The sequence below is a fragment of the uncultured Maribacter sp. genome, from assembly GCF_947496775.1.
Lineage (GTDB): Bacteria > Bacteroidota > Bacteroidia > Flavobacteriales > Flavobacteriaceae > Maribacter_B.
The window spans coordinates 75,313-89,314 of the sequence record NZ_CANMDU010000004.1 but is presented as its reverse complement, the minus strand read 5'-3'; the positions used below and the strand labels follow the sequence as shown (position 1 = coordinate 89,314).

Below are 14,002 nucleotides of genomic sequence, written 5' to 3'. Positions count from 1 at the left end.
GGGGGTATTTTAGGGTATAAGCTTATAAATAACGTTTCTTTTTGGTTTTTAGTATTTATAAAAGATAATCTGTTCGTCGATGAGGGTATAACCCAAAGGAGATTAGAGATGTTTAGTAAATTGTGTTTGCTTTTTTATTATGGAGTCTTACATTTTGTTTGGTAACTAGGTAAAAAATTTAAAAATAGAATGCTATTAATTAATTCTTAAATTTGGGGCTTCAAAAATTTAGCAGGATACTATAATTATGAAATACACGAAACTTCCAAATACAGAAATAGAAGTAAGTAAAATTTGCTTAGGAACCATGACGTGGGGTAGGCAAAATACTGAAAAAGAAGGTTTTGATCAAATGAATTATGCCAAAGAGGAGGGCATTAATTTTTTTGACACCGCAGAGTTGTATCCTGTGCCAGCACATAAAGACCGTTATGCGCATACAGAAAAAATAATTGGAAATTGGTTTAAAGAAACTGGTAATAGAGACAAGATAGTATTAGGAACTAAAATTGCAGGGAATGGGGATTATACTAAATTTATTCGTTCCAATGGTTTTGCGAAAGAAGCAATTATAGAAGCTGTAGAAGGAAGCTTATCTCGTTTAAAAACAGATTATTTAGATTTATACCAATTGCACTGGCCAGAAAGAACTACTAATTACTTTGGACAAAGACAATTTACACCAGATATAAAAGATCATTGGCAAGATAATTTTCATCAAGTTCTTGAAACGCTTCAAGATTTAATTAATCAAGGGAAAATAAGACAAATAGGTATATCTAATGAAACGCCGTGGGGGACTATGCGCTTTCTAGAAGAACATAAAGTTCATAATTTACCGCGAACAATAACGATTCAAAACCCATATAGCTTATTAAATAGGCAATTTGAGGTTGGCTTATCCGAAATATCCATGAGAGAGAATATAGGCTTATTAGCGTATTCTCCTTTGGGTTTTGGTGCTTTAAGTGGTAAATATATTGGAGGAAAACGACCAGAAGGTTCTCGTTTGTCATTATTTCCTAACTATAATAGATATATTGGAGAAACAGCATCTAAAGCAACAGAAGCGTATTTTAATTTGGCTAAAAAAAACGATTTGTCATTGTCCCAAATGGCTTTGGCTTTTGTAAATACAAGACCTTTTTTAACTAGTAATATTATAGGGGCCACGAGCTTGGAGCAGTTAAAAGAAAATATGGACAGTATTGATGTTGTTTTAACTAATGAGATTCTAGAGGAAATTGAAGCAATACATAATAAAATACCTAATCCTGCACCTTAAATTTGTAATATGTTTGCACTAAAAGTTGGAATATGGCAGTTGGCTTTAATACTAATAGTAGTAGTAGTTTTAATGGTTTTGGCTAGGATGTTTAATAGCAAAAACTAACCAAACAAATGGTTAACTACATCTTCTATTTTTGCAACTAGGATGATGTTAATTCCTGTTTTTTTTACCGTAATTTTGTTGTTCTTAGACACAAATATCGAAGTGAAACCTAATTTTTCGGCCTCCAAAATACGCTGATCTACCCGTTGTACGGGCCTTATTTCACCTGCTAAGCCAACTTCTGCTGCAAAACACATCTCTTTTTCCACAGGAATATCCTCATTGCTAGAAAGAATGGCTGCTATAACTGCTAAATCAATAGCTGGGTCATCTACAGATATACCCCCTGTAATATTTAAGAAGACGTCTTTTGCTCCCAATCTAAAGCCTGCTCTTTTTTCTAATACAGCTAGGAGCATGTTTAATCTCTTGGCATTATAACCAGTGGTAGAACGTTGTGGTGTTCCATAAACTGCGGTACTTACAAGAGCCTGAATTTCTATCATTAATGGTCGTAGACCTTCTACTGTTGAGGCTATAGCGGTACCGCTTAAGCCAGCATCATTTTTAGAGATTAATATTTCTGACGGATTGTTTACTTCTCTTAGACCACTACCTTGCATTTCATAAATACCAAGCTCTGCAGTGGAGCCAAAGCGATTTTTTAAAGATCTTAAAATGCGATATACATAGTTTCTGTCGCCTTCAAATTGAAGCACCGTATCTACCATATGTTCTAAGATTTTAGGCCCTGCAATAGAACCATCCTTAGTAATATGACCAATAAGAATAACAGGGGTATTGGTTTCCTTAGCAAATTTTATAAGTTCTGTGGTGCATTCTCTAATTTGAGAAATACTTCCAGCGGCAGATTCAATATAATCGGAATGTAAGGTTTGTATAGAATCTATAACTACAATATCTGGTTCTGTAGCTTCAATTTGCTTGAATATATTTTGAGTTTTAGTTTCTGTTAGTATAAGACAATTTTCGCTTTGAGGGTTAATACGGTCTGCGCGCATTTTAATTTGTTTCTGACTTTCTTCGCCAGATACGTATAGTGTTTTATAAGGTAATTTTAGCGCTATTTGCAAAAGCAAAGTGCTTTTACCAACCCCTGGCTCTCCTCCTATGAGAACAAGTGACCCAGGAACAAGTCCGCCACCTAGAACTCTATTGAATTCTATATTAAAGGTATTTAAACGTATTTCTTTTTCTGTACTAATTTCATTTACCCGTAAGGGTTTTGCAATTCTTTTAGAAGTATTAGTAGGTGTTCTCCAATCTTTTTTTTCTTCTTTTTGAATTACTTCTTCTACAACAGTATTCCATTCTTTACAAGCAGAACATTGTCCTACCCACTTTGCATATTGCGTACCACAATTTTGACAGAAATATGCAGTCTTAGTTTTAGCCATTGCCTAAATTAGAGTTTAGGTCTAAAGGTAGTTTAAAGTTTAAATTAAAAAAAAATGCAGCTCCGAATTTTTAGGTTCAAAGCTGCATTTAATAAGTAATTTGTTTTTTATTTTAGTAGCCAAAATCTGCTTTTAAAGCATCAATTTTTTCTAGAGCCATTTCTTTGGTTAAGAAGTCTATTTCTTCCATTCCAAAAGATTTTTCAAAAGTTCGTAATGCCTTTTTAGGTTCTCCCATTTGTTCATAATATTCTCCTTCAAAATAAAAACCTAGCATTGTATTTGGGAATTCACGTTTACATAAGTCAGATAATGGTTTTAAAGATTCAAAATCTTCTTTCTTACGTGTTCCTGCATATATTGCCATTATGTCATTTAAATCTACAGTTTTCTTGAAACCAAATAAATCTTCAATTCCTTGATATTTGTTCTTTAAATAATCGAAAACTGGGTCTTCAGAGGTTAGTATTTTAGATTTATATTCTTTGGTGCTAATGGGTTTAAACATCCCAAAAATATTATCAAAAGCTTTTCCTATACCATATGTAGCAATGGAGATATGATCCGCGTTCTGGTATTCATCATAAAAATAATGAAGAGATTCTTTTTCTATGGTTTTTAGAGCTTTATTTAAGGCAGAAATTTTTGTAGTGTTTTTGCTTTTGTCTGCTTCTACAATAATTTGATAAAATATTTTTTGATCTATAGCGCCTAAACGAGTAGGGATTCTAGATTCCATTTCAGGAGCTAATGTTGGCGATATACTTACGTAGGCATTGAATAAAGATTTTTCTTTGAATAAGTAGAAGTTTTCAAAATTGGCAGTTATATCATACCCTACAATCATTTTAAAAGGAGCTGCAGAGTAACTGGTTTCTAGGTACGGTATTAATTCCATTCCTATAAATTCAAAGAATTTTTTTCCTTTCTCTGTTGGTAAACCATTCTCTTGATCAAAAGCACAGTCATCAAATCTAATGCTATTTTCACTTTGGTTTATGCCTACAATGATACTTTGTGGCATTCCATGAAATCTACTGTAGAATTTAGAATTTGCAACTACCTGATCAAACAAATACTCTGCATCAAGTACTACTATAATTGGGTATTTTTTTTCAGTATCATAATCTTCGGGAAAATAATACAAAACATCTCGTCTTTCTTGAAGTTTAAAAGATTCAAATATTTCTTGTTTTACTTGGGCATTGACACCCACGCAGAGTAGAAGTGCAAAAATTGCAAAAAAATGTTTCATTATACTGGTTTTGGTACTTCGAAAAAGTATTTATTTTCGATTTAATAACGGTAATACAAGAAAAGATATTGTTCCAAAGACTACAAGCATTAATGTTTGTGCAATCCACATTATCCACCCATATGCATCTCCAGATATGGAGCTTATGCCAAAAACGACAAGGACCTTGCTTACGACAATTGGAAATAATCCCAAACCGCCATTGGTGGCCGACATGGCAAAGGCACCAGCAATAAAGGCAACTAAAATTTGACTAATAGAAAGATCTATAGTTTCTAAAACGGTAAATTTTATGACCCAGAACATAGCTATATAGGCAGACCATATAAATAATGTATGAAAAATAAAGGCCCATTTATGTTTCATTTTAAAAATACTAAGAACCCCATCTTGAATTCCTTTTAAAAAGGTTTTTATTTTTAGGGCTACGGAAGACTTAGATTTTGAAATAATTTTGATAGCAATAAAAAGACCTAAAATACCAATAAGAAGAATGCTAATAGAACCAACTAAACCAATACCATTTTCTTCTAGAATTTCAAGAATAATTTTGGTTTGAAGTAAGAAAGCTATTAAAATTAGAAAAAGTAGCATTACCACATCAATAATCCTTTCTGTAACGATAGTCCCAAGACCTTTTTCAAATGGAACATTCTCATAAGTGGCTAAAGCTGTTGGTCGTAATACTTCACCAGACCTAATTATAAGGGCATTGGCAAAATAAGATAAAAAGATTATGAGTACGTTGTTTGTTAGCTTAGGTTTATACCCCAATGGCTCCAATAAGTAGTTCCAACGGATGGCTCTAGAAACATGGCTTAAAATTCCTATAATTACAGATAGACCAACCCAAAATACGTCAGCCTCCTTAATATATTTAATTATTTGGGTTCTATCTTCAGGAGAGGTGGCATTGTATGAATACCATATTAAAAATACTCCCAGTGCAATTGGAAGTATTGTTTTTAAATTTTTTTTTAATTTTCTGTTCAAAATTAAATTAGGAGATTGTTTTCTTCATTGGGAAAAACCAGAGATGGGTTAAATGTTTTTGCTTCTTCAATATCCATTCTTGCGTAGGTAATTAAGATTAAAACATCACCAACAGCAACTCTTCTAGATGCAGCTCCATTTAAAGTAATTTCTCCACTTTTTCTAGGACCAGGTATTGCGTATGTTTCTAAACGCTCTCCATTATTATTGTTTACAATTTGTACTTTTTCACCTCTAATAATATTAGCGGCGTCCATTAAATCTTCATCAATAGTAATACTACCAATATAATTTAAGTCGGCACCTGTTACTTTAACACGGTGAATTTTGGATTTAACAACTTCTATTTGCATAAGACAAAATTAATCAATTAAGTGCAATATTATCTATAAGTCTAACATCGACAGTATACGCAGCAATAAAAGCTCTGTATTTTTTGCCTTTTTGTTTTCTTATTACAGGTTGTAAGGTTTGCACATCTGAAATTTCTATATATTCTACTTTAAAATTAGGATTATCATTAATTGTTTTAATAACCCATTCCTTAATTACTTTTGCACTTTTCGTGCCAAATTTTTCTTTGGCAGCTTTTAAAGTGTTATAAATAATAGATGCCTCTTTTCTAATTTGCGACGGCAGCCTTTCGTTCCGAGAGCTCATTGCCAATCCATGAGGTTCTCTTACGATAGGGCAACCAATTATGTTAACTGGAATATTTTGTATTTCGGTTAGTTTTTTTATTATCTGTAATTGCTGAAAATCTTTTTCCCCAAAATAGGCATTATTTGGCTTTATAAGATTTAGTAGCATTTCTACAATGGTGCCAACTCCATCGAAGTGATCATCTCTAAACTCTCCTTCCATAACCAAGTCTAAGCCTTGAAAATTAAATTTTTTCGGGGCTATTTTGTTTTGGTACACTTCTGAAACCGGAGGGGCGTAAATAATAATTTTATCAGAAACGGTATATAAAAGATTTATGTCTTCATCTAGATTTTGTGGATATTTTTCTAAATCTTCTTTGTTGTTAAATTGCGTTGGGTTTACAAAAATGCTAACAACTACATAATCATTTTCGTTTATAGCTTTCTTCACTAGAGAAATATGACCGCTGTGAAGTGCTCCCATAGTTGGAACAAGTCCTAAATTAAGTTTCTTTTTTATTGTTCCCAAGAAGGAATTTAATTCAGTATTCGTTGTAATTACCAACATAGGTTTAATTTAATAGGCAGCAAACTTACTATAAATACCTGTAATCTCTATAATTTTTGTAATTTTGCACCTACGTTCACAAAAAAATAAAAATATTTACTATATGAATGGTAAAAAGGTATTGTTTGTCTCTTCTGAGTTAGTCCCTTATCTCCCACAGAATGAAGTTTCCTTAATGTCGTATGAAACACCAAAAATGGTTAACAGCAATGGTGGACAAATTAGAATTTTTATGCCTAGGTATGGAAATATTAACGAAAGAAGACACCAATTACATGAAGTAATTAGACTTTCTGGAATGAACTTGGTAATTAATGATATGGATATGCCATTAATAATCAAAGTAGCTTCAATTCCAAAAGAACGCATACAGGTATATTTTATTGATAACGAAGAATATTTTAAAAGAAAAGCCACATTTGCAGATACAGATGGTAATCTTTTTCCAGATAACGACCAAAGAGCTATTTTCTTTGCCAAAGGTGTTGTCGAAACGGTTAAAAAATTAAATTGGACTCCGGATATCATTCATGTACATGGATGGATGGCATCTTTATTACCATTGTACTTAAAAAAATATTATGCTGATGAACCATTGTTTGCAGATAGTAAAATAGTTACATCCGTTTATGGACAAGGTTTTGATGGGGAGTTAGATGAAGGTATGGTTTCTAAAATTGCTTTTGACGGAGTACCAGAAGAAGATATTAGCTTTTTAAAGCAGCCTAATTATAATAATTTGTTAAAGGTAGCTGTAGATTATTCTGATGCGGTTATTTTAGCAGCGGAAGAAATTCCAGAAGATTTACAAAACCATATATCCAACCTAGAAAAACCAGTGTTACCATTTGTACCTCTTCAGGAGTTTGAAGAAGCTTATGCTAATTTTTATGACACAGAAGTTTTAAAATAATCTGAATGAATTTATTACATAGATTGCGGTTTCCTGCTTTGGTGGGCTCTTTGTTTGTTTTATTGATTTTGTCTTCATGCGAAGAAGAATTAACTACTATAGGTGATAGTGTAATCGGTGGGCAACCATTTTCTACAGGAACAGAGGTATATGATGTTTTTGCGTTTAACACGGATATAGACGCAGTACAAACGAATAAGTTAAGTGTTTATCAATTAGGAAATTTTTCTGACCCTATTTTTGGTAAAACAGAAGCTCAGATAATGTCTCAAATTCAGTTATCTACAGAAAACCCATCTTTTGGTATTCTAAGCCAAGATAACGAAGATTCTAAAGATAACGCAGATGCTGCAATTACTACTATTGATGAAAATGAAACTGTTACAGAAGTGTATTTGTATATTCCTTATTTAACTAATTCATTAACGTCGGATACCGATAATGATGGGGTTATAGATGAATTGGAAGAAGCGGATAAAGAAAATCCTGATAATGATAGCGATTTAGATGGGGTAAGTAATATTCAGGAGACACAACAGGGAACAGACCCTTTAGACTCAGGAAGTGTTGATGCGGATTCAGACGGAATAAATGATGTGGATCCTAAAGAAGAAATAATAAAAAATAATTTTGCAAGACAGATAGATTTAGATAGTATTTATGGAAATAAAAATGTGCCCTTTACTTTAACAGTAAAAAGGTCTACATTTTATTTAAGAGATTATGATCCACAAACTAATTTTACAGAGGTAGAAAAATACTACTCTAATATAGATTATTCTTCTTTTGCATTAGAAGAGTTAGCAAGCGTGCAGGAAACTGTTAAAGATAAAGAAATACTTATTCCGCAAGAGGATGATGCTTCTACAGATGATATAGATGAATCTAAAACATTTGCAAAATTAAGTCCTGGAATACGAATTCCTTTAGATACTGATTTTTTTCAGAATAATATTATTGATAAGGAGGGTAGTTCAGAGTTGATGAATCAATCTAATTTTAAAGAGTATATAAGAGGATTGCATTTGTCATTAAATGCTGGGGATGATATAATGATGCTTTTAGATTTGTCAAAAGCAAGTATTACGATGACTTATGAGTACCTTTTTTATAATACAAATGGCACTATATCGGATACTTCAGATGATACTCCTGATGAGAAAAGAAAAAAAGATTACACTTTTTCCTTTATAGGGAGTGGTTTTACAGCTAATGCCGTAAATACTTTTGTTAACGAGGAGTATCCGACGGAAATAACAAATGCTCTAGCGGCTACTGAGCAAGCGGAAAAAATTTACATAAAAGGCGGTTCAGGAACTTATGGTAAGATTAATTTGTTTAGTACAGATCAGGCTATAAGTACATCAATAATTAATGAGATAAAAGCTAATAATTGGATTATCAATGAAGCAAAGTTAGTTTTTTATGTAGATGAAACGGCATCCGGAAATATAAGCGAAGAAAAACCGACGAGGTTATATTTGTTTAATACGGAGACTAATCAAGGGGTGTATAATGCATTCAATGAATTTTCGCCAGATACAGATTCTCCTTTTGGACAGTATTTAAATCATGATGGTTTTTTAGAAGAATCAAGTTCTGGAGATAAGTACTCCATACGAATTACTGATCATATTAATAATATAATACAACGAGATTCTGCAAATGTTACCTTAGGATTAACAACTACACCAAATATTAATATAGCAGGTGCTTTAACGGCAAAAGTTAACGCCGTTGATCAGGAGCTTCCTATTTCTTCTATAATTAGTCCTTTAGGAACAGTACTATATGCAAACCACCCTTCTTCAGAAGATATGAAGTTAAAGTTAGAGATTCATTATAGTGAAGCTAATTAAGTAAGTTTACGAAATACTAAGAACAGTAAAGCTGCGTTTTTTAAGATAGTTAATCTTGGGAAATAGTAATTTGTAGGAATAATGTGTTGTATATCTATTTTATTCCTATTTTTTATTTTATATCCTATAGATTTGCGCCAAAATAAATAAGAAACACCTTTCAATAAATTTAATAATATGTGTGGAATAGTAGGGTATATTGGTCATAGAGACGCATTTCCAATAGTAATAAAGGGATTAGAACGTTTAGAGTACAGAGGTTACGATAGTGCGGGAATTGCTCTTTTCGATGGTAATGATATAAGCCTTTCCAAAACAAAGGGAAAAGTAGAAGATTTAAGGAGTAAAGCAAAAGAAATTTCTCAAGCAGGTAGTTTAGGAATAGGTCATACACGTTGGGCAACACATGGTGTTCCGAATGATGTTAACTCTCATCCGCATTATTCTAATTCTGGTGATTTAGTAATAATCCACAATGGGATTATTGAAAATTATGAGTCTATAAAGCAAGCTTTAAAAGATAGGGGGTATACTTTTCAATCCGATACAGATACAGAAGTATTGGTTAATTTAATTGAAGAAGTTCAGAAAACAGAAGATGTAAAACTTGGAAAAGCAGTTCAGATTGCATTGAATCAAGTAGTGGGGGCGTATGCCATAGCTGTTTTTGATAAGAAAAAGCCAGATGAAATTGTTGTTGCCAAATTGGGAAGCCCATTAGCAATTGGAGTTGGTGAGAATGAATTTTTTATCGCTTCAGATGCTTCTCCTTTTATTGAGTTTACCAATAATGCGGTATACTTAGAGGATGAAGAGATGGCTATTATAAGACTAGGCAAAGAAATTAAGCTTCGAAAAATAAAAAATGATGCTATAGCTTACCCAAATATATTAGAATTACAAATGAACCTTGAGGAGATCGAAAAAGGAGGTTACGATCACTTCATGTTAAAAGAAATTTACGAGCAGCCAAGAGCAATCATGGATACGTACAGAGGAAGACTTTTGGCAGACCAAGGTATCATTCGTATGGCGGGCATTGATCAAAATATAGAAAAATTTGTAAATGCGAATCGTATAATAATTGTAGCCTGTGGAACTTCATGGCATGCAGGATTAGTTGCGGAGTATATTTTCGAAGATTTAGCAAGAATCCCTGTAGAAGTAGAATACGCATCGGAGTTTAGATATAGAAACCCGGTAATAACGGATAAAGATGTATTAATAGCCATTTCTCAATCAGGAGAAACAGCCGATACTCTTGCGGCTATTAAATTAGCGAAAGAAAAAGGGGCATTTGTTTTTGGTGTTTGTAATGTTGTAGGGTCATCTATAGCTAGAGAATCAGATGCAGGAGCATATACACATGCTGGTCCGGAGATTGGGGTTGCATCAACAAAAGCATTTACTACACAAATAACAGTATTAACTTTAATTGCGTTAAAATTAGCCAAAGAAAAAGGAGAATTTTCACAATCGAAGTTCCATGAATATTTATCAGAATTAGAGACTATACCTGCTAAAGTGGAAAAATCATTACTTTCCAATGATTTAGTAGAGACAGTAGCAGAAGTGTATAAAGATTCGACAAATTGTTTATACTTAGGTAGAGGGTACAATTTCCCTGTAGCCTTAGAGGGGGCATTAAAGCTAAAAGAAATAAGTTATATTCATGCGGAAGGGTATCCGGCGGCAGAAATGAAACACGGTCCTATAGCTTTAATTGATGAACAAATGCCGGTATTTGTAATTGCCACAAAGAAAGGGCACTATGAAAAGGTGGTTAGTAATATTCAGGAAATAAAATCAAGAAAAGGTAAAATAATTGCTATTGTAACAGAAGGAGATGAGCAGGTGAAAGAACTTGCGGATCATGTAATAGAAATTCCGGAGACTTTGGAAAGCCTTACACCTTTATTAACGACTATACCGTTACAGTTGTTATCTTATCATATTGCAGTTATGAGAAACTGTAATGTAGATCAACCACGTAATTTGGCAAAATCAGTTACTGTAGAATAACTTAAATATTAAATAATTAAAAAAGGGCTTTGGCGTTTGCTGAAGCCCTTTTTTTGTGAATACAGCATTTTTATGCCTCATATTTTACAAATAATTTACTATGCATGCATAATTTATTCGATTTTGTTAGTGTCAATTTAAAAAAATTGGTAACTTGTCAGTGACTAAGTAACTTAATTAATAACAGAATGAGAAAATTACTCTTTTTATCCTTCCTTTTTTTTGGAATGGGTAGCTATGCACAAACCGTCATTAAAGGAAAAGTGTCAGATGAAAATGCAAACCCTATTCCGGGAGCAAATATTGTAATAGCTGGGAAATCTATAGGTACCGTTGCAGACTTTGATGGTAATTTTGTTTTAGAAACTTCTGAAAACCCTCCTTTTGAGTTAAAAATCACAAGTCTAGGATATACAGAAGGTTTGGTAAAAATTACATCGAAAAATGAGACCGTTACTGTAACTCTAAATGAAGCGCAAACATTTTTGGATGAAGTTGTTTTATCAGCATCAAGAACGCCAGAACGTATTTTTGAATCGCCAGTAACAGTAGAGCGTTTTGGTCTTAATGAAATTAAAAATACAGCTTCCACAGATTTTTATGGCGGCCTGGAAGATTTAAAAGGGGTGGATGTTAATACCAATAGTTTAACTTTCAAATCTGTAAATACTAGAGGTTTTGCCAGTTTTGCTAACACACGTTTTATGCAATTGGTAGATGGTATGGATAATTCAACACCAGCTTTAAACTTTCCAATAGGTAACCTAGTGGGAATGATTGAGACTGATGTTCAAAGTGTAGAATTATTACCAGGAGCTTCTTCTGCTTTATACGGAGCAAATGCTTTTAATGGAATTTTATTTATGAGGAGTAAAAGCCCTTTTGATTATCAGGGTATTAGTGCTTCTGTAAAAAGAGGTATAACTTCTCAAAAAGCTGCAGGTGATAATGCATATACGGATTTAGGTATTAGAGCAGCACATAAGTTTAGTGATAAGTTTGCGGTCAAAGTTAATTTTGGATACTTACAAGGAACAGATTGGGCAGCAAATAATTTAGAAGGTAAAGATGGAAATAATTTTGTCACTACAGGAAGAACAAGAGCAAACGATTTAAATTACGATGGTGTTAATGTATATGGAGATGAAGTTGCTACAAATATTAAAGATGTAGCCGTTACGTTAGAAGGGCTTGGGCGCATACCAGCAGGGGCAAATGCTTTAATTCCCTCAGTAGAAGTTAGTAGAACAGGTTATAATGAAAACGACCTTACTAATTATAATGCCGAAAGCATTAAAGCCGATTGGGGTTTATATTATAGGCCTATTGAAGGTAAAAGTTTAGAACTGTCTTATGTAGGTAAAGTAGGAACGGGTTCTACAATTTATCAAGGAACTAACAGGTATAATATAGATAACTTTTTTCAAGAACAGCATAAACTAGAAATAAGGAATGATAATTTCTTTGTCCGTGGATATTTAGTTGGTGATAAAGCGGGGAATTCTTATGATATGGTTTTTACAGGAATCAATATCAACAGAGCATGGAAAGATGATAATACATGGTTTGGAGAATATACAGGCGCATATCTTCAGGCTACTCTAGCAGGTGCAACTGATGAAGCTGCACATGCAGCAGGTAGAGCAACAGCAGAATCCGGTCGTTTTCTTCCTGGTACACCAGAATTTCAAGCAGCATTTAATAAAAGTATAAATGACCCTGATCTTAGTACAGGGTCCAAGTTTCAAGATGCCTCAAAATACTATCATGCAGATGCTAATTATAATTTTAGTCATCTAATAGATTTTGCAGATATTCAACTTGGAGGGTCTTTTAGAGAGTATAGTTTAAATTCTTCAGGAACCATTTACACAGACCTTGATGGGCCGATAAATTATTCTGAGTTTGGAATTTACACGCAGATTCAAAAAAAGATTGAATTAGCAGGTGATAAAAGTTTAAAATTGACTGGTTCTGTACGATATGATAAATCAGAATTTTTTGATGGTTTCTATTCTCCAAGAATTTCTGCCGGTTTAACATTAAATAGAGACCATAATATTCGGGCTTCAGTTCAAACAGGATTTAGAAACCCTACTACTCAGGATCTTTTTATAGGTTTAGATGCAGGAAGGGCTATTTTAGTTGGTTCAGCTCCGAATAACCTTGATAGGTATACAAGAGATTATACAGTAAGTGGGGCCGGTCAGCTTATAGGGCAGCCAGCAAGCGTTACTCAAACAGGGGCTGTTGCTTACAATAATTCTTATTCCTTAAGTTCTGTGAATAAACTTGGAGAAACAGGAAATCCTGCAGATTTAGAGATTGCCAACCCAGATATTGTAAAGCCAGAACAAGTAGCCTCATTTGAAATAGGTTATAGAGGAAAGATGGATAAATTAATAGTAGATTTTAGTACCTATTATAATAGTTATAAAGATTTCATTTCTCAAGAAGTGGTAATTGCACCATATTATGGAACGGTTGGTGACGGAGCACTTTCTGTTGCGGCTATATCAAATGGAGATTTTCAACCTTATAGCACCTATACGAATTCCGATGCAAATGTTAATTCCTATGGAGCATCTTTGGGTTTAACAATGAAGGTGTTAGGTAATTTTGATTTAGGAGGAAATTACACATATACAAAACTAGATTTCGATAGAGAATCAAATCCAGATTTAATGTTGAACTTTAATACTCCAGAACATAAATTCAAAGCTACTTTTGGGAATGCTGAGTTGTTTGAGAATTTTGGGTTTAATGTATCTTACAAATTTAGTGACGATTATTTTTGGGAAGCAACTTTTGCTCAAGGGGTAGTGCCAGAATATCATAACCTTGATGCACAAATAAATTATACTATTCCAAGTATTAAATCTACTTTCAAACTAGGTGGAACCAATATTTTGGGTGATGAATACTTTACAGCAGTCGGAACAGGCTTTATAGGCTCTATGTATTATGTGTCATGGACAATAAATAACTTATAAGAAA

The 14,002-nt window shown here is 33.2% G+C and carries 10 protein-coding genes; 5 read left to right on the top strand and 5 right to left on the bottom strand.

All coding sequences use genetic code 11. The features are described from left to right. Positions 1-247: 247 nt before the first annotated feature. Positions 248-1,285, top strand: a complete 1,038-nt coding sequence (locus Q0856_RS08520; protein WP_298478941.1) for an aldo/keto reductase — start codon at positions 248-250, stop codon at positions 1,283-1,285. A 104-nt stretch (positions 1,286-1,389) separates the two neighbouring features. Here the strand turns inward: Q0856_RS08520 and radA are convergent, their stop codons facing one another. The 5 genes from radA to panC all read right to left on the bottom strand — a co-directional run bounded on the left by radA (position 1,390) and on the right by panC (position 6,211). Next, complete coding sequence (gene radA, locus Q0856_RS08515; protein ID WP_298504149.1) at positions 1,390-2,751, bottom strand: DNA repair protein RadA; 1,362 nt, start codon at positions 2,749-2,751, stop codon at positions 1,390-1,392. Positions 2,752-2,863: 112 nt separating this feature from the next. After that, the gene (locus tag Q0856_RS08510) at positions 2,864-4,006 is read right to left on the bottom strand and encodes an alpha/beta hydrolase-fold protein (RefSeq protein WP_298478947.1); all 1,143 of its coding nucleotides are present in this window, start codon (positions 4,004-4,006) and stop codon (positions 2,864-2,866) included. Between the two features lie 30 nt (positions 4,007-4,036). After that, entirely contained in the window at positions 4,037-4,999 is a 963-nt protein-coding gene (locus tag Q0856_RS08505; protein ID WP_298478950.1) for a lysylphosphatidylglycerol synthase transmembrane domain-containing protein, read from the bottom strand. A gap of 2 nt (positions 5,000-5,001) precedes the next feature. Then, a complete protein-coding gene (panD, locus tag Q0856_RS08500; RefSeq protein ID WP_298478953.1) occupies positions 5,002-5,352 on the bottom strand; it encodes an aspartate 1-decarboxylase in 351 nt (116 codons plus the stop codon). 13 nt (positions 5,353-5,365) lie between these two features. Further along, complete coding sequence (gene panC / locus Q0856_RS08495) at positions 5,366-6,211, bottom strand: pantoate--beta-alanine ligase (protein ID WP_298504146.1); 846 nt, start codon at positions 6,209-6,211, stop codon at positions 5,366-5,368. Between the two features lie 103 nt (positions 6,212-6,314). Here panC and Q0856_RS08490 point away from each other — a divergent pair, with 103 nt between their 5' ends. From Q0856_RS08490 to Q0856_RS08475, 4 genes are all read left to right on the top strand, one after another. Beyond that, positions 6,315-7,124, top strand: a complete 810-nt coding sequence (locus tag Q0856_RS08490) for a glycogen/starch synthase (RefSeq protein WP_298478959.1) — start codon at positions 6,315-6,317, stop codon at positions 7,122-7,124. A 5-nt stretch (positions 7,125-7,129) separates the two neighbouring features. Next, positions 7,130-8,983 (top strand): DUF4270 domain-containing protein, encoded by a 1,854-nt coding sequence (locus tag Q0856_RS08485; protein ID WP_298504144.1) that lies wholly within the window; start codon positions 7,130-7,132, stop codon positions 8,981-8,983. Positions 8,984-9,160: 177 nt separating this feature from the next. Further along, on the top strand, positions 9,161-11,005 hold the full coding sequence (gene glmS, locus Q0856_RS08480) for a glutamine--fructose-6-phosphate transaminase (isomerizing) (RefSeq protein WP_298478965.1): 1,845 nt from the start codon (positions 9,161-9,163) through the stop codon (positions 11,003-11,005). A 188-nt stretch (positions 11,006-11,193) separates the two neighbouring features. Then, positions 11,194-13,998, top strand: coding sequence for a TonB-dependent receptor (locus Q0856_RS08475; protein ID WP_298504143.1), 2,805 nt, complete (start codon positions 11,194-11,196; stop codon positions 13,996-13,998). Positions 13,999-14,002: the final 4 nt, after the last annotated feature.

Coding starts and splice junctions, on each gene's coding strand:
- Q0856_RS08475 (WP_298504143.1), top strand. CDS start 11,194: ATGAGAAAATTACTCTTTTTATCCTTCCTTTTTTTTGGAATGGGTAGC.
- panC (WP_298504146.1), bottom strand. CDS start 6,211: ATGTTGGTAATTACAACGAATACTGAATTAAATTCCTTCTTGGGAACA.
- Q0856_RS08520 (WP_298478941.1), top strand. CDS start 248: ATGAAATACACGAAACTTCCAAATACAGAAATAGAAGTAAGTAAAATT.
- Q0856_RS08485 (WP_298504144.1), top strand. CDS start 7,130: ATGAATTTATTACATAGATTGCGGTTTCCTGCTTTGGTGGGCTCTTTG.
- Q0856_RS08510 (WP_298478947.1), bottom strand. CDS start 4,006: ATGAAACATTTTTTTGCAATTTTTGCACTTCTACTCTGCGTGGGTGTC.
- panD (WP_298478953.1), bottom strand. CDS start 5,352: ATGCAAATAGAAGTTGTTAAATCCAAAATTCACCGTGTTAAAGTAACA.
- glmS (WP_298478965.1), top strand. CDS start 9,161: ATGTGTGGAATAGTAGGGTATATTGGTCATAGAGACGCATTTCCAATA.
- Q0856_RS08490 (WP_298478959.1), top strand. CDS start 6,315: ATGAATGGTAAAAAGGTATTGTTTGTCTCTTCTGAGTTAGTCCCTTAT.
- radA (WP_298504149.1), bottom strand. CDS start 2,751: ATGGCTAAAACTAAGACTGCATATTTCTGTCAAAATTGTGGTACGCAA.